Genomic DNA, 23,816 nt, shown 5'->3' on the forward strand with positions numbered 1-23,816 from the left:
ATGACTAACTGCACTGGATGATCTAACTGCGCTGGTAGTGATTTGCACGGTTGATTTTGAATGCAAAATCGTTCCGCCGCAGCCCCCAAGCACACCACCATAGGCTAGCTTTACTGGCAGCTTGCCATCCAATCAATATGCCACTATCTTGTGGTTTTTGACAGGCTCATCACTACATATGGTGGTTTTCAAGAGCTGACATCATCTGCGGTGTCTTCGCCTGGTTCGGGCAGTCTGGCTCCAACGCCATTCTCTGGTCTCGGGGATGAAATAGCACGCAGGGGTGCATAAAAGGACTTCTATGCGGTCGATCAATTTCCATACCGAGCACCCTGCAACCCAGGACGTGTTCCCCGGTGGTAGTCATGACAAGGTGGCGGATGCAATCAACCGTCATTTGCTGAGTGACGGCCCCTCAAAGGTCGTGGGCCTGGATGGTGAGTTTGGCTCTGGTAAGAGCTCCATTCTGAACATGCTGAAGGTAAAGCTGACAGCTGCTGACTCCGATTTCAGGGTCTGGTTTTTCGACTGCGAGCAGAATTACCAGGGGTCGACAAAGAGCAATTTCATCGAGCTCTTCACTGATGAGGTGCTCAAGGAAGTGCCTCATGTCAGCCGGGCAGCTGAGACGCTGAAAGCCTCTCGCGATCGAGCCCTCGGGCGCTTGTTCGAGTACAACAAACGAACAACGAGCCGGGTCAGTGCTTGGGCGTTGGCACTGGTCGCCAGCCTGTTTTTCGCCGCCACCTCATTCCGTGAGCTTTTCGCACTTTCGCGTAGTTCTCATGCCTCCATCACAGGGACGTCGCCGGAAGCCGCCGCGCTCACCAACACACTGCAAGATCCGTTTTGGTGGCTTGTAGCGGTGCACCTCGTTTCGTTTTTCAGCCCCGTGCTGATCCTTGGCGCTGCCAAGCTTTGGCATAGGAAAGTGCGAGTCGGCGCCCAGAAATGGAGTCTACTGAGCCTGTTCAAAGGTTCCAGCGATGACCATATTGAGGAGAAGATTGAGGTCGGTAAGGAGGTGACGCCTCTTGATCTCAAAAAGACGCTTCTCGAACAGTTGAAGGTGGTTGAAGGCAAGCGTTTCGTCATCATCCTGGACAACCTTGATCGCCTGCCAAAGGACAGCCTGCGGTCGGTGTGGAGTGACCTAGAGATCTTCATCGAGGTCGCGACAAAGGCTGCGAATCTGACGGTGATCGTTCCGTTTTGCTCCAACAAGGTGGCGGAATACCTGAAGGCTGACGGTGATCGACGGTACGATGCCAGGGACTTCATAGCGAAAAAATTCCCGGTGGTTTTCCGTTCTCCGCCGGTCATCACCTCGGGCTGGAAAGATGGCTTCCGTCAGTTGTGGAACCATAGCTTCCCGGATGTCGACGGAAACGTCATTGAGCAGTGCGCACAACTGCTGCAGCGCCACAGCCCCATGGCCAACAACCTGGTCACGCCCCGGCTGCAGAAGAAATTCATCAACGACATCGCCACGACAGCCTTGGTGGTAGGGGAGGAGATCAGCCTCTTGGCTATCGCTAGCCATCTCCTGCTCTGCAAATACGCCGACCTCTCGCTGGTGGAGATACTGCGTACTGATGGTTTCTCGGAGACCTATCAGAATGAAATTGGGGAGGAGCAAGCAGGGCTAGTCAAGGATACCAGAGCCCTGCTGGGCGCCACTCTCGGCGTCTCCATGGAGACCGGCTGGCAGATCCAGTTCCTGCAGATCCATTATCTGACTACGGGTGATATCGCGATCGCCGAGCTCTTGGATACGCCACTGGCAGAAGCCTTTGCCAACGCGGATCACGACGCGTTGGGCGGGCTTACTTCTCTGTTCGGCTTCTCTGACGCTATGAAGCGCCTCCTGTCACTGCGCCCATCGCTGGCTTCTCTGCTGCCAACCATTTCCGGGGCACATCAGGCGCGTGAAGGCGACTGGATTGAGTCCCTCCTGGAGCTGATCAATAGTGCGCAACTTGATTTGTTCGGCGAAGCAAAAGCGGGGTCTGAAGAGTTCTACGACGCGATACGGTATTGCAAAGGCCATGGGTTGAAGGGGCAGCTACTGAACGCTCATGGCGGTCAGCTGAAAACCGGCCTGCTGAAAATTCTGAACGGTGCGTTCGATCCTGAACAACTGACGCCGGCCTGGGATCTCATGCAGGAATACGACTATTACCTCCAAGCGCTAGGGCTGGAGTTTGAAGCGGTCGTTGTTAAGCGTTCCGAGTATGTGATGCATCTGCTGCCTGATATTGCCCATCTGAACGTGATCAAGGCCAGTGGGTTTACCTTTGCGAACGCGGGACTGCCAGATGCACACGCGCAGTTGGTCAGCTGTGCCGATCACCAGATGGGCATAGCGGTAATGCCGACCAATTGCGTCGTGCCTGCTCTCGAATGGTTGTACAGCGAGCGTAAGTTTGGCGGCGGTATTACCGGTGGCATTTCGGCTGGTGACGTGGCCATTCTGGCGAAAGCCACAGGCGCTGCTGGGGAAGTAGAGAGCGCGGTGCTGGGACTTGGTTTGGCTGCGAATGTCGACCAGGTCATCGGCACTGCGATTACAACGTTGCTGGCGAACAATGCCAGCCCGCTGATTAAGGCGGTGGCGGCAGTGACGTACATTCGGCAAGCCGACGCCGATTCACTCGCCAAGCTCGATGATCTGGATGGTGTCTTCGAGTCGTCAGTCTTCCGGGCCTTGGCAAACGCATCGCTTACCACAGCGGCTTTGTTCCAACTCGTTGACGACGCCCAAGTGGGTGAGTCGGTTGCGACCTACCTGGCTTACCTGATCCAAGAGCGGCGTATTGGGCACCTGAGCTCCCAGATGGTTGCTACCAAATTTAGCGTGATTACTCAGGCGCTTTCCCAGGTTGGCCTTGCCGAGGCCGATTTCGCGGCTTGGCTCACAGCATGGGACACTTATATTGCAGAAGCCTCCAAGGACGCTCTGAAGGCGGACGTCCGGTTGATCAGTGTCGTCATGGAGGCGGATGAAAGTGTGCTGCCGAAAACTCGCGAGGTTCTACTCAAGCAGCTCACGAGCGAGGAGCGGACTTGTGATGAGTGGGTACAGACCATCTCGGCGGGGGCCAAGCAGCACCAGGCAATCCTGAATGGGATAGTGAGCAATCAAGAGTCTATACAGTCGATCGCGGCTGTCGGCGATGCGTTGATCGACGTGCTCAACTCCCTCGCGAGCGGCACCGTGGCTTCGCCGTGGGGAGCGCCTCAGTACGCCATGATGGATTCGCTGCTCAAGTTGCTTGATGCCCAGCAGCGCGACGTCATCGGTATTCGATTGAGAAAGATGCTCTTCGCGGAGTCGGTGGAGCCTGATGATTTCGCAATCCCGTTATCGAAATATGGCCACCTCATCCCGGATGTTCAGCCGTCTAACCCGCAAGAGGTTCAACGGATCGTCCTGTTCCTGGCGTACCTGAGCCGCAACCCCGACAGCCTTCCCGCCTTGGCCAAATTCTTCGATGCGAAGGCCGAGCAGATCGCGGCGTTCAAGTACTCGACAGAACTCAGGAACACGATGGGGGAAGCTGTTGCCAAGCTGTCTGAAATCACCCCGGCCCTCTACAAAAAGTTTGCTCAAACCAAAGGCTTCAAACGCCTGATCCAGTCGCTCACAAGGGCTGCGCGTGATCCGGAACCTGAGCAAGACACCTGATGGCCAGTTCCCGCTCTGGGCCGCTGCGTGAAGCGTGCCGGCCCGGAGCGGAGCACACCCAATGTGGCCAGGAAAGCTCGCACTTACATGACCAGCAAGGCTGGCGACGTCCATGGCTAGTAAGGTTAATGGTGGTGAATTCAGCGTAAGCGTCCGGCGAACTCACCTTCCGAACTCCAGCTTTAAGGGCGATGGTATCCGCGTATTTTTAAGCGGACGCGATCACCCTTATCGCCAGGATTTCCATGCGCCAACGAACCTCTTATCCATAGCCTTTCAAAGCCCAGGTCGTTCAGGATTGTCTGCAACCTGGCGCATCCATTCAGAATGCCTGCTCGCTCCACCTGTTTAGTCTATCCATTTCGGAAAGCAGGGCGCTGGCAGCATGAGTTGAGTGGCTCCGTCGCTTATGGCTCAGTGGGTGGTCTCTGCGCCGCCTTCATACCCGGTGCGTCAGGAGCTTCTGCTTCCCGCAGGAGCTCCTGACGCACCTGGGACTCACATTTGTGGCAGGCAAAGTATTGAATTCTCTCCACGTCGCCCGTGACGAATTCATCACATCGCTCGCACGTAATCGCTTTCCAACCCCGATCAAAGCACGATACGCAGCTCCACATTCCGTCTATGAAGAAAACCGATGGCTGAGGGTGCTCACACTTGTGGCAGGAGGCGATGTTTACCTGGTCTTCATCACACCAGGCGTCTCCCTCGGTAAAGTGCTTGGAGCAGAGGTCGATCAGGATGTCGGTATCGACCGCTTGGCCGCAGCTTGGGCAGGCATGCAAGTCCTTCTGGAAGAATTTCAATGGAGCGCTGCAGCTGGGGCAGGGCAACTCTGCATGGCACTCCTCGACCGCAGTGTCATCCACTCCGCAAACTATGCAGGTGTAGTCAGCCCCCCAGGAATGGGTCTCACCAACAATCGCGGCGGGCATGTGGCAATGACCGCAGGGAACGACCTGTTTGCCTTGCTTCTCTTGGATTTCGATTTGAGGCTTAAGAATCTCGAACCGGGTTTTGATGAACTCACCCTGCCGCATCATGCGTCGGTTAAGCACCTGCAGCTCAGCAGAGTAGGGCTGGAAGATGGCTTCCCATGGCCCAGCCAACATTGAATGCAGGTAGTGCCAAGACGCCCACGCCTCGGCGATCATGCCTGCTTGTGTCTTGCCCGGATTATCCATTCCTGAGTGGGCGAAATGGACAATCTGATTGCGATGCTCACCCAAAGCCTTGAAGTTTTCAGACGCGCCCTTGTCGATTTTCTCTCCAAGAATCGATTCGATTCGCTTCAGCGCGTCATCCAGGTAGACGGAAAGGAAATCACCAACGGCCAGGTTTTGGAGGTCGCCGGTCTCGGGCTTGGACAGCATCAGTGTCCAGTGCTCTTTCATGAGCCGGGCTTTCAGGAATAGCTCAATAGCCGTGTAAAGGTCGACAATGGCGTTCTTGGGTTTGTGCTGGAGATGATCGATGGAGGTATTCACAAAGCCTAAGGCGTTTCGCACCAAGGCATCGAAAAGCTCTTCTTTAGTCCGCCGTTCCTGCTTCAACCATCTGCGTGCCATAACGCCTCACCATGTCTGTTTTGATTGCATGCTGCGATTGTAGGTGCGGGGGGATCTCAAGGGTAGCGTCGTAGTTGCCGAGACCAGTGGTTGAACCTCATCCCCTGCCAACTGCGGTAAATCTCCACCGCGATCTGGTGGCGTGAGGAAAATGGTGGAGCGGCGCGTGGGTTTGCCGCTATGCGCCGGGCCTCAGGTTATCTGAGATTGGCTTTGATGAAGCTAGCTCCCTCAGCAGTTTGGATAGCCGCATTGCCTAGCAAGGCGATGATGCCTGCCTCCTCCCGAACGGCATCTCTTCGCTAACGCATTTTCGTGTCACTTCAACGCCATCCATGCATTGCTCTACAGAGTTAAGGAATCGGTTCCAGTTTTTGATCTGAGACTGAGCGTCCAGCTCGGCTTTCTTGGCATTGTTAAAATAGGAAATGAAGAACTCCTGCATGAACTGCTTAAGTCCCGCCTCCGTTTTGAACCGGCTCAGTGGCCAGGAACGGTGGTGCTTGGCGAGGTAGTCAAACAGGATGTTCCATTCGCTACGGAATCTGCCCGTACGGTTCCGGAAATACTGCAGCAGCTCTTCGTAAACGTCCTGTACAAATGTCCGGCCATAGGGGACGACCAGCTGGGCTAGACGCAGATATACAGCTGCCTGCCGTGGCTGTTGGATGTCCCAACCTTTCCAGTACCACTCGTGAAATTCGTTTGTGCGTGCTCGGATTGCAATGCACACCTCCGGGTCTGGTTTGAAAGTCCGGAAGTCCCATTCCAATCGGTGGTGGTCTGGGTATTTTGCTCTGGCTTCATTCAGCACCTGATAGAGGGTGCGGCAAAATTTGATGGGCTCTCTATCCGGCAGGACGATGAGTGCCTCTCCGGCCATTGCGGTAGTGAAGCCTTCCAGGATTTCCTGAATCTCGGGGGAGCGGAGCGTGTCCATTGTGACCCGATGGCCCATCACGTCGCAGTAGGCTTCAAGCGCCATCAGTTGAGGTCTGATGACGAAGCTTTTGAGATTGAGCGACTGACGTAACGACTCGGCAGATTGGAGGATCAGGTCTCCAACCTCGCCATCAATGGCGGTGAGGGGGTGTTGGCGGATGGCTGAGGTGTTTTTGATAATTGTCATTTTTTTAGAGGTGGTAATGTGGTCTGTAAGCCGCATTCTGTGGGCCTTTAGAGAACAATGACATGGCTTGCTAAGTAGTCAAAGCAAAGAGCTGGGTTTCGAGCTCAACCTGGACTTCAAGGAAGACCTGTCCGATGAAGCCATCGACACCTTCCTCGATGCCTTCCTTGAAGAAGCCATGGATGCCAATGGCCTGGACTATGTGGGCGGCGACGACTTCGGCCTGGTCTGCCTGGCTAAGCGTGGCTCGGTCAGCGAAGAACAGCGCGCGACTGTTGAAGCCTGGCTCAAGGGCCGTAGCGAACTGACCAAGATCGAAGTCAGTCCGCTGCTGGACGCCTGGTATCCAGAGAAGCCGGTCAACCCAGCTTCCTGATACGGATGAAGCGGCCGCCTGTGGCGTGCCGCTTCAACCTGCCTGTCTCCCTGGGCTGCTTTCGAGCTGTTTCGCCAGGGCGTTTTCCACGCGGCGCATCTGCCGCGCCAGTCTTAGCCGCCGCTGCTTGAGCAGTGCTGCCGGCAATCCTTGCCTGCAGTCCTTCTCCAACTGTTCGCAGGCCTCCACCAATACCTTCGCTTCGAGCATTCGTCCGGCGCTCAGGATCTTGTGTGCCTGGTCTGCCAGTGCCGTGCTGTCGTTGCAGGGCTCGATACTCATCAGCCCGTGAAGGTCTTCGCGAAGGCTGTGGCAGAGGGCCTTGAGCAGCCTGTCATGCTCTCGTGGGTCTTCACCGACGATTGCCGCTAATCCTTGGAGATTGAAGCAAGCGGGGGGCCAGCCCAGATGTGGCGCCGCCGTCAATCGCTGACCGAGTGCCTGCAGGCTGATCGGTTTGAGCAGGCAATCGTCCATGCCTGCCGCCAGGCAACGTTGGCGAACTTCCGGTTGTGCGTTGGCGGTGTAGCCCAACAGGGTACTGCGTGGCCAACGCCGTTGGTTCTCGTGAGCACGTATGGCTTCGGCCAGTTGGTAGCCATTCATGTGCGGCATGTTGCAGTCGATGATGACCACGTCGAAGCGGCCGGTCTGCCAGGCCCGCAGGCCCTCGCGCCCGTCCCGGGCGTTTTGCTGGCTCAGGCCCAGGAAGTTCAACTGCTGGGCCATCAGTTGCAGGTTGGCCGGATGATCGTCGACTACCAATATCTTGAGCCGGGGGTCGGGGGTGCAGAAACCCTGTTCGGGGCCTGTTGCCGGGGAGCTGGCAGCGACGCACTCCAGAGGCATCAGCAGCTTGACCCGGGTGCCTACGCCGAAAAGGCTGGCCAGGGTCAACTGGCCTCCCATCATTTCACACAAACTACGGCTGATGACCAGGCCCAGGCCGGTGCCGGCCTGGGCTGCTTCGCTGTTGGGGTTGGCCTGGGCGAAGGGGCTGAACAGGCGCTGCTGGTCAGCCTCCCGGATGCCGATGCCGGTGTCGCATACTTCGAGGTCCAGGACAGGCCGCGCGGGCACGCCTTCTTCACGCACATCCACATGGATGCGTACGTGGCCCTGTTCGGTGAACTTGATGGCGTTGCTGACCAGATTGGACAGCACTTGCTTGAAGCGCAGCGGGTCGAGCAGGGCATGGCAATGGGCGGCGGGCTCGATGGCGACCTCTAGTGCGAGCCCTTTCTGTTGTGCCAGGCCGTCGAATACCCGTCTCACCGACTCGACCAGTCCGGCGATCGCCACCGGTTCTGGGGCCAGTGTCATATGGCCTGACTCGATGCGGGCGATATCGAGAATATCGCCGATCAATCCCAGCAGATCCTTGGCCGAGTGATAGGCCACCTCGATTGCCGGGCGGTCCAACTGCCCCTGTTCGGCGCGTTTTAGGGACAATTCGAGCATGCCGATGACAGCGTTCATCGGTGTGCGGATCTCATGGCTGATCGTGGCGAGGAAGGTGCTTTTCGCACGATTGGCATCGTCGGCCTGCTGTTTGGCCAGGCGCAGGTCCTGGACCAGTTCGCGGCGTTCGCTGATGTCGATCCAGCCGCCGATGATGCCTTGCATTTCGCCTAGCGAGTCGCGATAGGGCAGGATCCAGTGATAGATGGTCAGTTCGCGGTTCTTCAGGCGCAGCGGACGATCGAGGATCAACGGCTTGCCTTCTTCCATGACCTGCCGGTAGTCCGCCTGGATCTGCCGGGTGTACTCGCAATGCGTGAACAGGCTTTCCTGCACGCGTTTTCCGATGACGTCTTCGGGCGTTGCCTGAACGGCGTCCAGGTAGCTGTCGTTGCAACTCTGCAGGCGACCTTCGCGGTCGCGCACATAGATCGGGTGGGGTGTGCCGTTGAGCAGGGCGCGCATGAACTCGAGCTGGTCATTCAAGGCGCGCTCGGCAGCCTGGCGTTGTTTGATCTGGCGGCGCAGCCGTGCGTTCCAGCCCAGGGACAGCAACAGCATCAGGCTGGTACCGAGCACGACCTGCAATATCAGGCGTTGGTAGGTCTGCCAGTAGGCATCGTCGTGCGCGCTGTAGCCGCGCCAGCGATTGTTGATCACGCCCAGTTCTTCTGGGCTGATGCTCAGCAGCGCCTTGTCGAGAATCGACGACAACTCCTTGGCCTGGCGTGTGGTGGCCATGGAGAAGGTCGCAGGTTCGGCGCCGACCGAGCCGCGAATCACAAGACCGCGGTTGGTGGCCAGTGCGTAGTTGGCATTGATCAGGGCGGCAATCGCGGCATCCACCTGGCCGGTGCCGAGCAGGGTCATGGAATGGAAGGCGCTTTCGGTTTCCACCCGGTGGGCCTGTGGGATACGCCTCGACAGCAAGTCCGCCATGGCGCTGTCACGGGTTACCGCGACGCGCCGTCCGTCCAATTGCTCCAGGGTGCTGGGTTGGTCCTTGCCGCCCCGGGTCACCAGCACGTAGGAGTTCTCCAGGTAGGGCCGGCTGATGCTGAGGATGTCGTTGCGCCGTCCGCCTGATGAAATGGCTGCGATCACGTCGGCGTGGCCTTGGCGTACCTGTTCGATCATGTCGCCGATGCCGTTGGCACGCTGCACTTCGAAGCGCAGGCCGGTGCGCAGGCGGATCAGTTCGAGCAGGTCAGCGGCGATGCCACGAAAGTTGCCATGGTTGTCGAAGAACGTAAGGGGAGCAGCGGTCTCGTTGACGACCACGCGCATCACCGGGTATTGCTGCAGCCACTGCTCTTCGCGAGGAGACAGTTGCAGTTTGCGGTCGGTCAGCAGTCTGCTGCCCCCGGCGCTCCAGCGTTGGTAGATATCCTCGCGCGTGGCGCTGGATAGGCTGTCGAGCGTGGCATTGACCAAGTCCAGGAGTGTCTGGTTGTCCTTGCGCAGGGCAAAGCTGAAACCGACCGGCTCGTGCTTGCCGAAGTTGGCCATCTTGATGTTGGGCAGGTGACCCTGGTTGATGTGGTAGTGGGTCGAGAGGGTATCGCCGATGAACACGTCGGCTTGGTCGAACGCCACGGCATTGAGGGCGTTCTGATAGGAAGGGTAGGAGAGCAGGGTAGCCTTGGGATACGTGGCGCGAACTTCGTCCAACGGCAGGTAATGGTAGAGCATGCTCAGCCGCAGGCCTTCCAGGCCTGTGTCCAATGGCCGCTTCTCGTCCTCGCGGGTGACCAGCACGGGTTGGTCGATAGCATAGGGGTGAGACAGCGCGACCCCGCTGTTCGAGGCCTCGAAACCATTGGCGCTGCCGAGCAGGTCGATCCGTCCCTGCACCAGGGCATCGATGGCCGCCTGGCGGGAGGCGAAGCGCAGGACCTTGACCGGCAGGCCCAGGGCCGTGCCGACCAGGCCGGCATAGTCGGCGGTCAGGCCTTGGTAGTCCCGGCCGCTGGACGTGATATCGAAGGGGGGGTAGTCCGGCGCCGAGGTGCCCAGTACCAGCGCTCGCCGAGCACCCAGCCAGCGAGTTTGCGCCGGGGTCAGCGGCAGACTGGGCGGGGTCGCTCGCGAACGGCTAAGCAGGGTGTAGTGCGGGGGCTCCATGCTGGATGCCCAAGCCGGGACGCTTGCCAGGAGCAAGAGAGTGCAGGACAGGAGCAGGCCGGCAACACACCTTGACATTGAATGACCTCAAACCAGGGCGTTGCGTTTTGCCATATCGATCAGTTCGACCAAGGAGCCGACTTTCAACTTCTGCATCAGGCGTTTCTTATATGTACTGACTGTTTTATTACTGAGGAACATACCCTTGGCGATTTCCTTGTTACTGCGGCCTTGGGCGAAAAGTTGCAGCACCATCAGTTCCCGGTCGTTGACGTGTCGGAACAACTCCAGGTCCTGGCTGTGGGTCTCGTCGTGGCCGACATTGATGGCCTGGCTGGGAAAGTAGTTGTAACCGGAAAGAACGGCTTTTACCGCACTGAGCAACTCGCTGAGGTCTTCCTGCTTGCAGACATAGCCGGCCGCCCCTGAATGCATGCAACGTATGGCGAACAAGGCGGGCGTCTGGGCGGTCAGCACCAGCACCTTCATCGGCATGGCCATGGCCTGGAAGCGCGACAGCACTTCCAGACCGTCCAGCTTGGGAATACTGATATCAAGAATGACCAGATCGGGCCGGGACTCACGAATCATCTGCATGGCATCGACGCCATTGTCCGACTCGCCGACGACCTTGTAACTCTGGTTCTCCAGTAACATGCGGACCGCCAGGCGGATGACCGGATGATCGTCGACAATAAAAACAGAATGCATAATCAACCTTCCATTCAACGGGTGTCAGAAATTGTGGGGCACCTTAGCTCAGTTGGAAGTCGACGGACATGACTGGAAGGGGGAGTGATCGATATATGGGAAAATACTTACAAAATAAAAGCCGTAGGATTACGCTTTTTTCTAGGAGGGATATCTGTCAACTGTCGATGGGTAACTTGATATGAAGAGTCTTGCAGGTTTGTTTAATTACTTATCTGAACTGTAAGACTTTTCATCGTTTACGAATTCGCAGCGGCGGCCTGTAACAGCCCGATACCCGGGCTTCGGGGTTACAGGCCGCTGCTCTCAGGTTGGGCTGGAACGTCCAGTCATCTCCCGGGCCATTTCGCTGGCGTAGCTGTCGGTCATGCCGGCGATGAAGTCGATCATGCGCAGGAATGCACTGTGCAACGACCCGGTCGGGTCGGGGGCATTGTTGCCGAGCAGGTCGAGAATGCGCCGGCTCTTGAAGGACGGGGTACGCCCGCCATGCTGTTCCAAGGCCGCTCCGCAAAAGGCATTGAGGAGGATTTCCAGGGTCGTGTAGGCACCAATCTCGTGGAGGGTCTTGCGCTTGTCCTGGAAGATCTTCTTGCGTGCCATGTCCTTGGCTTGCAGCACGCAACGCTTGGCCGGGCCATGCATGTGCTCGACCAGGTCACCGGGCAACTGTCCCGCGAGCAGGGCTTGCTGCTGTTCGACGAAGGCCCGGGCCGCAGCGTTGGTCAGGTGCTCGATGGCCTTGCCGCGCAGGATCGCCAGTTTGCGCCGGCGCGAATCGCCGGGTCCGAGCTGGCGGTAGGTATCGGGCAGATCGTCGCCGACCAGGCTGAGCAGCAGGGACTCGACCTCAGTGTATTGCAGCAGGCCCATCTCCAGCCCGTCTTCCAGGTCGATCAGGGCATAGCAGATGTCGTCCGCGGCCTCCATCAGGTAAACCAGCGGGTGACGTGCCCAGCGCTGTTCTTCCAATTGTGGCAGGCCCAGTTTACGGGCGATCTGTTCCAGCAGCGGTAGTTCGCTCTGGTAGCAACCGAACTTGTGCTTCTTGTAGCCCAGGGCGTCGGCGTGCCGGGCGCTCCACGGGTATTTAAGATAGGTGCCCAAGGTGGCGTAGGTCAGGCGGGTACCGCCGTCGAACTGGTGGTATTCGAGCTGGGTCAGGACACGGAAGCCTTGGGCGTTGCCCTCGAAGTTGAGAAAGTCGGCGCGCTCGTCATCGTTCATGGCATCCAGCCAGCCACGTCCTGCTGCCTGCTGGAACCAATGGCGGATGGCATCTTCCCCGGAATGGCCGAACGGCGGGTTGCCGATATCGTGTGCCAGGCACGCGGACTGCACGACCATGCCCAGGTCGCTGGGTTCGCACCATTGCGGCAGGCTGTCGCGCAGAGTCTCACCGACCCGCATGCCCAGCGAGCGGCCGACGCAGCTGACCTCCAGCGAGTGGGTCAGACGGGTATGGATATGGTCGTTGCTCGACACCGGATGGACCTGGGTCTTGCGTCCCAGGCGGCGGAAGGCGCCGGAGAAGATGATACGGTCGTGGTCTTTGTGGAAGGGGCTACGCCCCAGTTCTTCCGGGCTGTACAGGGCTTTGCCCAGGCGTTCGCGGGTAAGCAGGGTGTGCCAATCCAAGGCTCGATCTCCCATCGGGTGAGTCGCCATAGCTTCCCGTGTCGAGGACACCCGCGCAAGCGGCGGGCGCCGAGCAGTTGCTCAGGGGCGGCGATTGGTGCTTTGCATGAAGAGCCGGATCAAGGGCGCCAGGCTGCCGCCCAGGCGCACCAGGCGGGCAAGGTTGCCGCTGCGCACGCCCTTGCCGGTGAGAAAGCCAAGCGCGACCACCGCACCGATGCCCCACAGCGGCGCGTGCTTGATGCCCAGCCCCTCGTGCAGCGAGTGGCCCATGCCACGCAAGCGATTCAACGGGTTGAGCAGTTGGGCCGACTCATGGCGGATCTCCTGGCGGTGCATTTCCAGCCGCAGCCGCAGTAATGCCTTGCGCAGTTCACGGGGATTACGGGTGTTGGGGAGTTCAGGCAGGCTCATGGCAACAGGCGCTCCCGGTCCTTGGCGAGTTCTTCGAGGGTTGCGCTGAACGGCGAAGATTCGTCGAACACCGCTGCCTTCAGGCGCAGCCCGCAATACAAGGCGGCCACACCGTAGAACAGGCACAGGCCGATGATCCCGGCCAGGCGATAGCTGTCCCACAGCAACACCAGCAACAGGCCGGAGAGCGCTGTCAGCAGGAGCAGGGCAAAAACCAGTGCCAGGCCGGCGAACAGCAGCAGGCTGAGGGTACGTGATTTCTGCTCCTGAAATTCGATGCCGAGCAGTTCGATATGGCTATGCAGCAGGCCTAACACGGCTGCGCCGAGACGCTTGCCCGTGTTCGAGCTGCCGGCGCCGAGGGCGTCGTTGTCCATGTCCGTTCCTCAGCGCCGGTTGGCCAGCAGGCCGATCAGCAGGCCGACCCCGGCGGCGATGCCGACGGCTTGCCATGGGTTTTCCCGCACGTATTCCTCGGCGCTGCCGAGTGCCGCCTGACCGTGTTCACGGACCGAGTCCTGAGTCAGTTGCAGGGTTTCCCGAGCGCGCAGCAGCCTGTCATGGATCTGGTCGCGCAACTCGTCAGCCTGATCGCCGGCCAGGTTGGCGGTATCGGCGAGCAGTTTCTCGGTGTCGCGAACCAGGGCCTGGAAGTCAGCCATCAATATCTCTTGAGCATTCTTTGCCGATTTGCTGGCCATGGGTCTCTCCCTGTGGGTGTATGTGGCTATTTCGAGTCTTGGCTGTCGCGGAAGGTTCAGTGCACGTGCTGGTACAGCCTTTACGTTGCCCCGGGGCTGATCGCCAGGGTCAAGCATGCGTGCTGGCCTGTACCGATAAACCTTAACCCAATCCACGATAAACCCAAGAAAAAACACCTCAGACCAGCTTCAATATCATGAGCGCGCTGTTTGAAGGACCGAGCCTGTCTTGGTGCGAGCCGGAGCGGCCTGGAATGGAACGTCAACAGATCCTAGAATAAGCATCCATTCTGGTGTTGTTGGTACCTACCCATGCTTCCTGAATGCCAATTGTTCGGCACCTTGGGGTGCCACCTATGCGAGGTGGCCGAGGCATTGCTGATGCCTTTCGTCGAGCACGGCCTGCTGGTGGAACTGGTCGATATCGCCGAGAGCGAAGACCTGTTCGAACGCTACGGCCTGCGCATCCCGGTATTGAGACGCTGTGACACGGGCGCTGAACTCGGTTGGCCGTTCGATGCCGAGCAGGTGGTGTCCTTCCTGCGTTGAGGCCATTAATAAATCGATGCATATCTCTGCGTGCATGCCTGGGGCCGGCCATGGACAATCGCCGCGCACCGGCCAGGAGGGCCGGCCACGCCCCATGCATTGCCAGGAGAGGCACCGATATGCTCATCACCCCTCATTTCACCCTCGAAGAAATGATCACTTCCCAGGTCGCCTGCCGCGAAGGCCTGGACAATACACCTGACCCGCAAACCCGGGAGAACCTGCACCACCTCTGCACGACCCTGGAGCAAGTGCGTCGCCTGATCGGCCGGCCGATCCTCATCAGCAGCGGTTACCGCAGCACGGCGGTCAACCAGCGGGTAGGTGGGACGCCGAACAGCGCCCATACTCGCGGCCTGGCTGCGGATTTCACCACGTTAGAGATGACGCCGAGGTCGCTGGCGATGCGGATCCAGGACAGCGACCTGGTGTTCGACCAACTGATCCTGGAGTTCGACAGCTGGGTGCATCTTGCGGTCGCCTATGGTAAGCCACGGCGCCAGGTGCTCAGCATCCGCCGGGGTACGGGTTACCTGCCGGGTATTCAGTAAACCATTGCATCGTTTGACGCGGACATACGTCCGACCATACACTGTATATCAATACAGTATTTGGCCGGGTGACCGCTTGTGCCTGAAGCCTGTAGTTGGAGATTGCTGATGGAGATTGCTGATGGAGAGTGCCGATGGTCAATGTCGAACAACTGAAATACAGCGTGAACCGGATGTCCCCCGAACTGCTGTATGACGCCGTGCTGGAGCTACGACTCGACGGGCTGGTGACCGAGGGCAAGACGCCGTTCGGCAAGGTGCACTTCAACACCTGCTTCGCCGAGATCGAGGCGCTGTTCCAGCGGGCCGGCTATCACCGGCCACTGGACGTGGTGGGTTACGAGGGGCTGATCTACGCCCTGTATGACCCCAGCCGTTGGGAGGCCGTGCAGGTGTTGCGCTGGCTCAAGGAGTACAGCGAGATGTCCAGCCAGGTTTGTTGAGGGGCCGGGCATGGAGGATAATGCCCGCCCCGTTTCCACGAGCCTTGCCATGACAGCGCCTTTCGACCCGGTACGCCATCAAGCCAGCACCGTTTGCCTGCCGCCAGGGCCCTGGTCGACGGTGCTCGACTGCCTGTGCGATCACTTCAAGGCGATCAGCCGTGAGCAATGGCTTGACCGCATTGCCCGTGGGCGCGTGCTGGATGCCGAGGGGCAAGCCATCGGTGTCGAATCGCCTTACCGCCAGGGGCTACGTATCCACTATTTTCGCGAGGTGCCGAACGAGAAGCCGATCCCGGTGCAGGAGGCGATCCTGCATGTGGACGAGCACCTGGTGGTGGCCGACAAGCCGCATTTCCTGCCAGTCACCCCGACGGGCGAATATGTCGAGCATACCTTGCTGCGGCGCTTGATTCGCCGTTTGGACAACCCGCACCTGGTGCCTTTGCACCGCATCGACCGGCACACTGCCGGGCTGGTGCTGTTTTCTGCCAATCCCCAGAGCCGCTCGGCCTACCAGTCGCTTTTCCCCAACCGGCAGATCGACAAGCGCTACCAAGCCATTGCCGCGGCCTTGCCCGCCCTTGAATTTCCCTTGGTGCACAAGAGCCGGCTGGTCCATGGCGAACCCTTCTTCCGCATGCAGGAGGTGCCCGGTGTGGCTAACAGCGAGACCTTGGCCGAGGTGCTTGAGCGGCAGGGCGATTTGTGGCGCTACGGGTTGTCGCCCGTGACCGGCAAGACCCATCAGTTGCGTGTGCACATGACTGCCTTGGGGGCCAGCATCTGCAACGACCCGTTCTATCCGCAGCTCAGGAACGTCGAGGATGATTACGGCCGGCCCTTGAAGCTCTTGGCCCAGAGCCTGCGCTTCAAGGACCCGCTGACGGGGGAGGCGCGCTACTTCGAGAGCCGGCTGACCCTCGACTGGTAAAAGCGGCACTCTGGGGGCGCCGCTGCGGTTCAGCGGTTGAAGCGTTCCACCAGCGAATACTGCCCGGTGGCGGTGCGGGTCAGCTCCTCGCTGAGCAACGCAGAATGCTGCGCCTGCTCCGAGGTCTGGTCGGCCAACTCGGCGATGGTGGCGATGTTGCGGCTGATCTCGTCGGCCACCGCGGTTTGTTCCTCGGTGGCGGCGGCGATCTGGGTGGCCATGTCGGTGATGTTGGCCACCGCCTCGCTGATACCCGCCAGCGCCTGGTCGGCTTCCATTACCCGTGCCACGCCTTCCTCGGCCTGGCGGTGTCCGGTTTCCATGGTCTGTACGGCATTGCTGGCGGTTTGCTGCAACTTGGCGATCAGGTTGTGGATCTGCCCGGTGGACTCGGCGGTGCGCTGCGCCAGTTGGCGGACTTCATCGGCGACCACGGCGAAGCCTCGGCCCATCTCGCCAGCACGGGCTGCCTCGATGGCGGCGTTCAGGGCCAGCAGGTTGGTCTGGTCAGCGATGCCTTTGATCACGTCGACGACGCCACCGATCTCGTCGCTGTCCTTGGCCAACTGGGTGACGGTCTGGCCGGTTTCGCCCACGGCTGCGGACAGGCGCTCGATGGCCTCGCGGGTTTCACCGGCAATCTGCCGCCCCTGGCTGGTCAGGCGATTGGCTTCCTGAGTGGCGTCGGCGGTACGTTGAACGTGGTTGGCCACTTCCTGGGTGGTGGTGGCCATCTGGCTGACTGCCGTGGCGACCTGTTCGGTTTCCACCCGTTGGCGCTCGAGCCCGGTCGAGCTGTTGTGGGCCAGAGTGTCTGACTGGCGGGCTTGCTCGTTGAGGTGTTCGGCGCTGTCCTGCAGGCGGGTCAGGCAGGTTTTCATGCGGGCGTCCTGGCTGAGCATGGCCATTTCCAGGCGCGCCTGCACGCCGCGGCTGTCGGTGTACATCTGCGCGATCAGCGGGTCGGAGGTGGTCTGCTCAGCCAGGCGCAGGAGGCGCTTGAGGCCGCGTTGCTGCCAGGTCAGGCCGAGCAGGCCAAGCGGCACCGACAGGCCTGCCGCCAGGGCGAAGCCCCAGGAGTGGCCGAGCCAATTGCCGATCAGGAAACCGATCTGGCTGACCAGAATGAACGGCAGCCAGTCCTGCAGCACCGGCAGCCACTTGTCGCGGCGCGGAACGGGTGGTTTGCCCTGGTTGATGCGCTGGTACAGCGCCTCGGCGCGACGGATCTGTTCAGCGGTGGGTTTGACCCTCACCGACTCGAAGCCGACCACCTGGTTGTTCTCGAAGACCGGGGTTACATAGGCATTGACCCAGTAGTGGTCACCCGATTTGCAGCGGTTCTTGACGATGCCCATCCAGGGCTGGCCCTGCTTCAGGGTTGTCCACATATGGGCGAACACCGCTGGCGGCACATCCGGGTGCCGTACCAGGTTGTGCGGTGCGTGCGTCAGCTCCTCGCGGGAAAACCCACTGATCTCGATGAAGGCATCGTTGCAATAGGTGATCACACCCTTGGAGTTGGTGGTCGAGATCAAGCGCTGTTGGGCAGGAAAAGTCCGTTCGCGTTGGGTAATCGGTTGGTTGTTACGCATCTGCTGTTCAATCCGCAAGGCTTTCGAAAGGTATCGGCATGCCTGCGCCTTTATTGAATGGATATTTGCTGAACTTGATCTGGCGCAATAAAGCGTTGCGGCGCCTGAGGTAGGAAATAGCTGCTATTTCATGAACTTTGACCGCATTATTTCGGTATTTTGACGATTTGGTCAGATGATGGCTGGTTGTCTAGCCAGAAGCCAGCATTGGATAGCTGAACCCGGCAAAGTGCGCCAGGTTGAGGCCGAAATGACAGAGGACGGCCGCCGCCAGACCGCCATAGCGATAAGCCAGGCCATAGCCCAGCCCGGCTAGGCTGGCCAGGTAGAACCATTGCCAGCCACCTCCCAGGTGTGCCAGCCCGAACAGCAGGGCCGCTGTCACCAAGGCCAGCGCCTGGTTGTTGAACAGGCGTTGCAGCCCGCCCTGAATGTAACCGCGAAACAGCAGTTCCTCGGTCAGGCTCACCAGCAGCAGGTTGTTCAGCAACCAGATCCAGGCCTGTTCCGGCCATTTCGGAGCCCAGGCCACGAGGCCCAGGGCCCATGCGCCCCCCAGGCAAGTAGCCACCGTGAGCGGCAGGATCAGGGCCAGGCTGACAGGCAGGCCCTGTGGGCGCATCATCAGTATCCAGGGACAGGCCAGCAGCAGCCAGACGCCTATCAGCGGCTTGTCGAGGTTCAGGTACAGGGTGAAAGGGAGGGCGCCTTCGCTCAACACCGCCTTGTCGATGACCTTGGCGCCGTTGAAGCCTGGCAGCCAGTGCAGTGCCAGGGCGATAGCCAGGAGGATGAACAGGCCATGGCCCAGGCTTTTCTGCCAGTGCGCCTGGCGGCGTACCAACACGCCGGCGCCAAGGAGCGCCAACAGGCTGGGTACGGCGAGGAGAGTGAGGGTGCCGAAGGCCAGGGCCAGGGCATAACCGAAGCCGAGCAGGGTCAGGCCTATCCAGTGAGGGGCGAGCATGTCATTTCCTTGAACTGATGAACCGGTCCAGGGTTTGACACTGCCAAGTCCGCTCAGGACACGCTCATCCGCTTCGCCGGTTCCTGTAGGCAAGAGGCCCAACCCAGGAAGGCCGGGCCGCTGTCTCAGGCTGCGATCAACTGCCGCAGTACGTAGTGCAGGATGCCGCCTGCCTTGAAGTACTCCACTTCGTTGAGGGTATCGATCCGGCACAGCACCTCGATCTGCTCCTGCTGGCCGTCTTCGCGGGTGATGCGCAGGGGTAGGCTCATGCCTGGCCGGATCTGCGCACCGCTCAGCCCCAGGATATCGATGCGTTCCTTACCGCTCAGGGCCAGGCTCTTGCGATTCTGCCCGGTGTTGAACTGCAGCGGCAGCACGCCCATGCCGACCAGGTTGGAGCGGTGGATGCGCTCGAAGCTCTCTGCCAGCACCGCCTTGACCCCCAGCAGGTTAGTGCCCTTGGCCGCCCAGTCACGGCTGGAGCCGGTGCCGTACTCCTGGCCTGCGATCACCACCAGTGGCGTGCCTTCGGCCTGGTAGCGCATGGAGGCATCGTAGATCGCCATCTTCTCGCCGCTGGGCACGTACAGGGTATTGCCGCCTTCCTCACCGCCGAGCATCTCGTTGCGGATGCGGATATTGGCGAAGGTGCCGCGCATCATCACCTCATGGTTGCCGCGCCGCGAGCCGTAGGAGTTGAAGTCCCGGGGCTCCACGCCTTTGCCTCGCAGGTAGCGGCCTGCCGGGCTGTCGGCCTTGATGTTGCCGGCTGGGGAAATGTGGTCGGTGGTCACCGAGTCACCGAGCAGCGCCAGGATGCGTGCACCATGGACGTCCTCGATCACCGGCGGTGGGCCGTCGATTCCCTCGAAGAAGGGCGGGTGCTGGATGTAGGTGGAGTCGTCCTGCCAGACGTAGGTGGCCGCTTGTGGCACTTCGATGGCTTGCCACTGGGCATCGCCGGCGAAGACCTCCGCGTACTCCTTGTGGAACATGGCGGTGTCGACTTGCGCCACGGCGTCGGCGATTTCCTGCTGGCTGGGCCAGATATCACGAAGGTAGACCGGCTGGCCATCCTTGCCGGTGCCCAGAGGGTCGCGGGTCAGGTCGACGCGTACGCTGCCAGCCAGGGCGTAGGCCACCACCAGGGGCGGGGAGGCCAGCCAATTGGTCTTGACCAGCGGGTGCACGCGGCCTTCGAAGTTGCGGTTGCCCGAGAGCACCGAGGCCACGGTCAGATCGGCGCTGCTGATGGCGGTCTCGATGGCGTCGTCCAGCGGGCCGGAGTTGCCGATGCAGGTGGTGCAACCATAGCCGACCAAGTCGAAGCCCAACTGATCGAGATAAGGGGTGAGACCGGCGGCCTTGTAGTAGTCGGTGACCACCTTGGACCCGGGAGCCAGCGAGCTCTTGACCCAGGGTTTGCGCTGCAGGCCTTTTTCCACCGCCTTTTTCGCCACCAGCCCGGCAGCCATCATCACACTTGGGTTGGAGGTGTTGGTGCAGGAGGTGATGGCGGCGATGACCACTGCGCCGTCGCGCAGGGCGTGGGTCTGGCCCTGGTGTTCGTAGCTGATTTCGCCGGCCTGGTCGGCATTGCCCACGGCGACTCCACCGCCGCCTTCGCTTTCCAGGCGTCCGACGTCCTTGTTCAGTGGCTTGGGTTGCAAGCTGACGAACCCATCGAACGCCTGGCTGACCTCGGACAGGGCAACCCGGTCCTGAGGACGCTTGGGCCCGGCCAGGCTGGCCTCGACTTGGTGCATGTCCAAGGCCAGGGTGTCGGTGAACACCGGCTCCTGGCCGGGCAGGCGCCAGAGGCCTTGTTCCTTGCAATATGCTTCGACCAGCTGTACGGTCTCTTCCGGTCGGCCAGACAGGCGCAGGTAGTCCAGGGTCACCTGGTCGACTGGGAAGAAGCCGCAGGTGGCGCCGTATTCCGGTGCCATGTTGGCGATGGTGGCGCGGTCGGCCAGAGGCAGGTCGGCCAATCCGTCGCCATAGAATTCGACGAACTTGCCGACCACGCCTTTCTTGCGCAGCATCTGCGTGACGGTCAGCACCAGGTCGGTGGCCGTGATGCCTTCGCGCAGCTTGCCGGTCAGCTTGAAGCCGATCACCTCGGGAATCAGCATCGACACCGGCTGGCCGAGCATGGCCGCTTCCGCTTCGATACCGCCCACGCCCCAGCCCAGCACACCCAGGCCGTTGATCATGGTGGTGTGTGAGTCGGTGCCGACCAGGGTGTCGGGGAAGGCATAGGTGCGGCCGTCTTCCTCACGGGTCCAGACGGTGCGGCCAAGGTATTCGAGGTTGACCTGGTGACAGATGCCAGTGCCGGGCGGCACTACGCGGAAGTTGTCGAAGGCGCTCTGGCCCCAACGTAGGAAGGCGTAGCGTTCGCCGTTGCGCTGCATCTCGATGTCGACGTTCTGGGCGAAGGCTTGTTGGCTGGCATAGCGGTCGACCATCACCGAGTGGTCTATCACCAGGTCCACTGGCGACAGTGGGTTGATCCGCTGCGGATCGCCACCGGCCTTGGCCATGGCGGCGCGCATGGCGGCCAGGTCGACCACCGCTGGCACGCCCGTGAAATCCTGCATCAGCACCCGCGCCGGGCGGTACTGGATCTCGCGGTCGGAGCGGCGCTCCTGGAGCCAGTCGGCCAGTGCGCGCAGGTCGTCACTGTTGACGGTCTTGCCGTCTTCCCAGCGCAGCAGGTTTTCCAGCAGCACCTTCAGCGACATGGGCAGGCGTTGCAGGTCGCCGAGTTGGCGGGCGGCTTCGGCCAGGCTGTAGTAATGGTAAGGACGGTTGGCCACCGTCAGTGTCTTGAGGGTCTTCAGGCTATCGAGCGAGGGCATTCCCAACTCCTTGTGCGCCGGTGACCGACAATTCCTGATTGTTGCCGGTATCACCGCCTCTGTGACGGTCCGCACGGCACGGACCTGGCTGAATCGTCAGGTTAGACCGGTTTGCCCGTCCTGACCCAATACTGGACCGGCGGGGCGTGTCGCAGGTTCCGATCTTCCTTTATCATTCGCCGCTTTGCCGGCGCATGCCTTGCGCCGGATCAGGGTTGGCGGGGTTTTCGCCAACCGTCGTGGAGTGAGAGATGAATACCCTGTTCATGCATTGCCGGCCCGGCTTCGAGGGCGAGGTCTGCGCCGAGATCAGCGAGCACGCCGCGCGCCTGGGTGTGGCTGGTTACGCCAAGGGCAAGCCGCACAGCGCCTGCGCCGAATTCGTCTGCAACGAGGCCGAAGGTGCCGAGCGGCTGATGCGTGAATTGCGCTTTGCCCAACTGATCTTCCCGCGCCAGTGGGCACGGGGCCGCTTTGTCGATCTACCGGAGAGCGACCGCATCAGCGTGTTGCTGGAACAGTTGGTGGATTACCCGGTCTGCGGCAGCCTGTGGTTGGAAGTGCTCGACAGCAATGACGGCAAGGAGCTTTCGACCTTCTGCCGCAAGTTCGAGGTGCCCCTGCGCAAGGCTCTGGGCAAGGCCGGGCGGTTGCTGGAGGATGCCTCGCGTCCACGCCTGCTGCTGACCTTCATCAGCGGTCGGCGGGTCTTTCTCGGCCTGGCCGACGCGGATAACTCGGCGCTCTGGCCCATGGGTATCCCGCGCCTGAAGTTCCCGCGCGAGGCGCCGAGCCGTTCGACCCTCAAGCTGGAGGAGGCCTGGCACCAGTTCATCCCCCGTGACCAGTGGGACCAACGCCTCCACGGCGACATGACCGGTGTCGACCTGGGGGCCGCGCCGGGTGGCTGGACCTACCAGTTGGTCAAGCGCGGCATGCTGGTGACCGCCATCGACAACGGCCCCATGGCCGAGAGCCTGATGGACACCGGGTTGGTCCAGCACCTGATGGCCGACGGCTTCACCTGGCGGCCCAAGCAGACCGTCGACTGGATGGTCTGCGACATCGTCGAGAAGCCAGCGCGCAGCGCTGCCCTGCTGGAAACCTGGCTGGGCGAAGGGCTGTGCCGCGAAGCGGTGGTCAACCTGAAATTGCCGATGAAACAGCGCTATGCCGAGGTGCGGCGCCTGCTCGACCGTATAGAGGCGGGGTTCAAGGCACGCAAGGTCAAGGTGTCTATCGCCTGCAAGCAGCTGTACCACGACCGTGAGGAAGTGACCTGTCATTTGCGGCGGCTGGATATCAAGAAGCGTTGATGCCGGTGCCGCGCCAGCCACGGCTTCATCGCTTGCCCAGAATCTTCCCGAGCATTTCCGGACGGGGCGCCCCTTGCTGGCTCTGCAGTTGCCCCTGTTCGTCCAGGTAGAAGATCGCCGGCGTCGCGGCCAGCCCCATCTCTTCCATCAATGCCAGGTTGGCATCGAGCTTGGCCTGTGCCGCTTCGGGGATCTTGTCCAGCGCCTTGAGCGTGCTGGCCTTGCCGGCCTTTTCATGCTGCTGCAGTGCTTGCACCGGGTCCTTGCTGGCCAGCAAGGCCGCCGATTTGCCGGGGCTGTCCTCGCGGATGATGCCAACCATGATATGGCGCAGTTGCACCTTGCCGGATTCGACCCAGGGCCGGGCCTGCTGCCAGAACATGTTGCAATAGGGGCAGTTGGGGTCGCTGAACAGGTACACCGTGCGTGGTGCATCCGCCTTGCCGTCGGCTATCCAGGCGGTCTTTTCCAGCTTTGCCCAGATGGCCTTGCTCATGGGGCCATACACCAGTTTCTCCAGCGGTTCGGCACTGAGGTCCTTGCCCTGTTCGTCGAACAGGCTGCCGACCAGCACATGCTTGCCGTCGGGCGTCAGGTACAGGGCCAGGCCGTTGTTCTGGTACTCGGCGGCGTAGCCGCGCAGGCCGTTGGGCGCGTCGAAGCTGCCCTTGATCACGGCACCCTTGGCTTGCAGTTGCTGGATCGCCTTGGGCAGCTCTTCGGCCTGCAGCAGCGGAGTGGCCAGCAGGGAGAGGGTCAGGGGCAGGAGGGGGAGGAGGCGCAT

General features: G+C 60.7%; 19 protein-coding genes. 7 read left to right on the forward strand and 12 right to left on the reverse strand.

Features of this window, described 5'->3' with window-relative positions; all coding sequences use genetic code 11:
* Window positions 1-301: 301 nt before the first annotated feature.
* Entirely contained in the window at window positions 302-3,688 is a 3,387-nt protein-coding gene (locus ACYU03_RS08615; protein ID WP_461889752.1) for a P-loop NTPase fold protein, read from the forward strand.
* 407 nt (window positions 3,689-4,095) lie between these two features.
* On the opposite strand, the gene ACYU03_RS08620 is transcribed toward ACYU03_RS08615, so the two are convergent.
* Both ACYU03_RS08620 and ACYU03_RS08625 read right to left on the reverse strand, forming a co-directional pair.
* Entirely contained in the window at window positions 4,096-5,256 is a 1,161-nt protein-coding gene (locus ACYU03_RS08620; RefSeq protein WP_461889754.1) for a hypothetical protein, read from the reverse strand.
* 256 nt (window positions 5,257-5,512) lie between these two features.
* Entirely contained in the window at window positions 5,513-6,421 is a 909-nt protein-coding gene (locus ACYU03_RS08625; RefSeq protein ID WP_461889756.1) for a hypothetical protein, read from the reverse strand.
* A 31-nt stretch (window positions 6,422-6,452) separates the two neighbouring features.
* On the opposite strand from ACYU03_RS08625, the gene ACYU03_RS08630 reads away from it, so the two are divergent.
* On the forward strand, window positions 6,453-6,761 hold the full coding sequence (locus tag ACYU03_RS08630; RefSeq protein WP_461889758.1) for a 50S ribosome-binding protein YggL: 309 nt from the start codon (window positions 6,453-6,455) through the stop codon (window positions 6,759-6,761).
* A 33-nt stretch (window positions 6,762-6,794) separates the two neighbouring features.
* On the opposite strand, the gene ACYU03_RS08635 is transcribed toward ACYU03_RS08630, so the two are convergent.
* From ACYU03_RS08635 to ACYU03_RS08660, 6 genes are all read right to left on the reverse strand, one after another.
* On the reverse strand, window positions 6,795-10,424 hold the full coding sequence (locus tag ACYU03_RS08635) for a transporter substrate-binding domain-containing protein (RefSeq protein ID WP_461889760.1): 3,630 nt from the start codon (window positions 10,422-10,424) through the stop codon (window positions 6,795-6,797).
* Window positions 10,425-10,433: 9 nt separating this feature from the next.
* Window positions 10,434-11,057 (reverse strand): response regulator, encoded by a 624-nt coding sequence (locus tag ACYU03_RS08640; RefSeq protein ID WP_461889762.1) that lies wholly within the window; start codon window positions 11,055-11,057, stop codon window positions 10,434-10,436.
* Between the two features lie 306 nt (window positions 11,058-11,363).
* A complete protein-coding gene (locus ACYU03_RS08645) occupies window positions 11,364-12,695 on the reverse strand; it encodes a deoxyguanosinetriphosphate triphosphohydrolase (RefSeq protein ID WP_461889764.1) in 1,332 nt (443 codons plus the stop codon).
* A gap of 81 nt (window positions 12,696-12,776) precedes the next feature.
* Entirely contained in the window at window positions 12,777-13,109 is a 333-nt protein-coding gene (locus tag ACYU03_RS08650) for a hypothetical protein (RefSeq protein WP_461889766.1), read from the reverse strand.
* On the reverse strand, window positions 13,106-13,486 hold the full coding sequence (locus ACYU03_RS08655; RefSeq protein ID WP_461889768.1) for a phage holin family protein: 381 nt from the start codon (window positions 13,484-13,486) through the stop codon (window positions 13,106-13,108). Before ACYU03_RS08655 ends, ACYU03_RS08650 begins: the two co-directional genes overlap by 4 nt.
* A gap of 9 nt (window positions 13,487-13,495) precedes the next feature.
* Window positions 13,496-13,810 (reverse strand): ElaB/YgaM/YqjD family protein, encoded by a 315-nt coding sequence (locus ACYU03_RS08660; protein WP_461889770.1) that lies wholly within the window; start codon window positions 13,808-13,810, stop codon window positions 13,496-13,498.
* 312 nt (window positions 13,811-14,122) lie between these two features.
* Here ACYU03_RS08660 and ACYU03_RS08665 point away from each other — a divergent pair, with 312 nt between their 5' ends.
* The 4 genes from ACYU03_RS08665 (at window position 14,123) to ACYU03_RS08680 (ending at window position 16,287) form a co-directional block, all read left to right on the forward strand.
* Window positions 14,123-14,359 carry a glutaredoxin family protein gene (locus ACYU03_RS08665; RefSeq protein ID WP_461889772.1) on the forward strand — a complete coding sequence of 79 codons (237 nt, stop codon included), beginning with the start codon at window positions 14,123-14,125 and terminating at the stop codon, window positions 14,357-14,359.
* 119 nt (window positions 14,360-14,478) lie between these two features.
* Window positions 14,479-14,910, forward strand: a complete 432-nt coding sequence (locus ACYU03_RS08670; protein ID WP_461889773.1) for a D-Ala-D-Ala carboxypeptidase family metallohydrolase — start codon at window positions 14,479-14,481, stop codon at window positions 14,908-14,910.
* 134 nt (window positions 14,911-15,044) lie between these two features.
* Window positions 15,045-15,353 carry a transcriptional regulator gene (locus ACYU03_RS08675; protein WP_461889775.1) on the forward strand — a complete coding sequence of 103 codons (309 nt, stop codon included), beginning with the start codon at window positions 15,045-15,047 and terminating at the stop codon, window positions 15,351-15,353.
* 49 nt (window positions 15,354-15,402) lie between these two features.
* Entirely contained in the window at window positions 15,403-16,287 is an 885-nt protein-coding gene (locus ACYU03_RS08680; protein ID WP_461889776.1) for a pseudouridine synthase, read from the forward strand.
* Between the two features lie 29 nt (window positions 16,288-16,316).
* Here ACYU03_RS08680 and ACYU03_RS08685 read toward each other — a convergent pair whose 3' ends face one another.
* The 3 genes from ACYU03_RS08685 to acnA all read right to left on the reverse strand — a co-directional run bounded on the left by ACYU03_RS08685 (window position 16,317) and on the right by acnA (window position 21,716).
* Complete coding sequence (locus tag ACYU03_RS08685) at window positions 16,317-17,882, reverse strand: methyl-accepting chemotaxis protein (protein WP_461889778.1); 1,566 nt, start codon at window positions 17,880-17,882, stop codon at window positions 16,317-16,319.
* Window positions 17,883-18,072: 190 nt separating this feature from the next.
* The gene (locus ACYU03_RS08690) at window positions 18,073-18,849 is read right to left on the reverse strand and encodes a lysostaphin resistance A-like protein (protein ID WP_461889780.1); all 777 of its coding nucleotides are present in this window, start codon (window positions 18,847-18,849) and stop codon (window positions 18,073-18,075) included.
* 125 nt (window positions 18,850-18,974) lie between these two features.
* The gene (gene acnA / locus ACYU03_RS08695) at window positions 18,975-21,716 is read right to left on the reverse strand and encodes an aconitate hydratase AcnA (protein ID WP_461889782.1); all 2,742 of its coding nucleotides are present in this window, start codon (window positions 21,714-21,716) and stop codon (window positions 18,975-18,977) included.
* A 251-nt stretch (window positions 21,717-21,967) separates the two neighbouring features.
* Between acnA and rlmM the strand changes: the two genes are divergently transcribed.
* Window positions 21,968-23,032: a 23S rRNA (cytidine(2498)-2'-O)-methyltransferase RlmM gene (rlmM, locus tag ACYU03_RS08700; RefSeq protein ID WP_461889784.1), complete on the forward strand. Its 1,065-nt coding sequence runs from the start codon at window positions 21,968-21,970 to the stop codon at window positions 23,030-23,032.
* Between the two features lie 25 nt (window positions 23,033-23,057).
* Here rlmM and dsbG read toward each other — a convergent pair whose 3' ends face one another.
* The gene (gene dsbG, locus ACYU03_RS08705; RefSeq protein ID WP_461889786.1) at window positions 23,058-23,816 is read right to left on the reverse strand and encodes a thiol:disulfide interchange protein DsbG; all 759 of its coding nucleotides are present in this window, start codon (window positions 23,814-23,816) and stop codon (window positions 23,058-23,060) included.

It is taken from the genome of Pseudomonas sp. X10, from assembly GCF_054889225.1.

What these genes read in the sequence shown, in the direction of transcription:
- ACYU03_RS08615 (WP_461889752.1), top strand. Translation starts at nt 302, where the DNA reads ATGCGGTCGATCAATTTCCATACCGAGCACCCTGCAACCCAGGACGTG.
- ACYU03_RS08620 (WP_461889754.1), bottom strand. Translation starts at nt 5,256, where the DNA reads ATGGCACGCAGATGGTTGAAGCAGGAACGGCGGACTAAAGAAGAGCTT.
- ACYU03_RS08625 (WP_461889756.1), bottom strand. Translation starts at nt 6,421, where the DNA reads ATGCGGCTTACAGACCACATTACCACCTCTAAAAAAATGACAATTATC.
- ACYU03_RS08635 (WP_461889760.1), bottom strand. Translation starts at nt 10,424, where the DNA reads ATGTCAAGGTGTGTTGCCGGCCTGCTCCTGTCCTGCACTCTCTTGCTC.
- ACYU03_RS08640 (WP_461889762.1), bottom strand. Translation starts at nt 11,057, where the DNA reads ATGCATTCTGTTTTTATTGTCGACGATCATCCGGTCATCCGCCTGGCG.
- ACYU03_RS08650 (WP_461889766.1), bottom strand. Translation starts at nt 13,109, where the DNA reads ATGAGCCTGCCTGAACTCCCCAACACCCGTAATCCCCGTGAACTGCGC.
- ACYU03_RS08655 (WP_461889768.1), bottom strand. Translation starts at nt 13,486, where the DNA reads ATGGACAACGACGCCCTCGGCGCCGGCAGCTCGAACACGGGCAAGCGT.
- ACYU03_RS08660 (WP_461889770.1), bottom strand. Translation starts at nt 13,810, where the DNA reads ATGGCCAGCAAATCGGCAAAGAATGCTCAAGAGATATTGATGGCTGAC.
- ACYU03_RS08665 (WP_461889772.1), top strand. Translation starts at nt 14,123, where the DNA reads ATGCTTCCTGAATGCCAATTGTTCGGCACCTTGGGGTGCCACCTATGC.
- ACYU03_RS08670 (WP_461889773.1), top strand. Translation starts at nt 14,479, where the DNA reads ATGCTCATCACCCCTCATTTCACCCTCGAAGAAATGATCACTTCCCAG.
- ACYU03_RS08675 (WP_461889775.1), top strand. Translation starts at nt 15,045, where the DNA reads ATGGTCAATGTCGAACAACTGAAATACAGCGTGAACCGGATGTCCCCC.
- ACYU03_RS08680 (WP_461889776.1), top strand. Translation starts at nt 15,403, where the DNA reads ATGACAGCGCCTTTCGACCCGGTACGCCATCAAGCCAGCACCGTTTGC.
- ACYU03_RS08685 (WP_461889778.1), bottom strand. Translation starts at nt 17,882, where the DNA reads ATGCGTAACAACCAACCGATTACCCAACGCGAACGGACTTTTCCTGCC.
- ACYU03_RS08690 (WP_461889780.1), bottom strand. Translation starts at nt 18,849, where the DNA reads ATGCTCGCCCCTCACTGGATAGGCCTGACCCTGCTCGGCTTCGGTTAT.
- acnA (WP_461889782.1), bottom strand. Translation starts at nt 21,716, where the DNA reads ATGCCCTCGCTCGATAGCCTGAAGACCCTCAAGACACTGACGGTGGCC.
- rlmM (WP_461889784.1), top strand. Translation starts at nt 21,968, where the DNA reads ATGAATACCCTGTTCATGCATTGCCGGCCCGGCTTCGAGGGCGAGGTC.
- dsbG (WP_461889786.1), bottom strand. Translation starts at nt 23,816, where the DNA reads ATGCGCCTCCTCCCCCTCCTGCCCCTGACCCTCTCCCTGCTGGCCACT.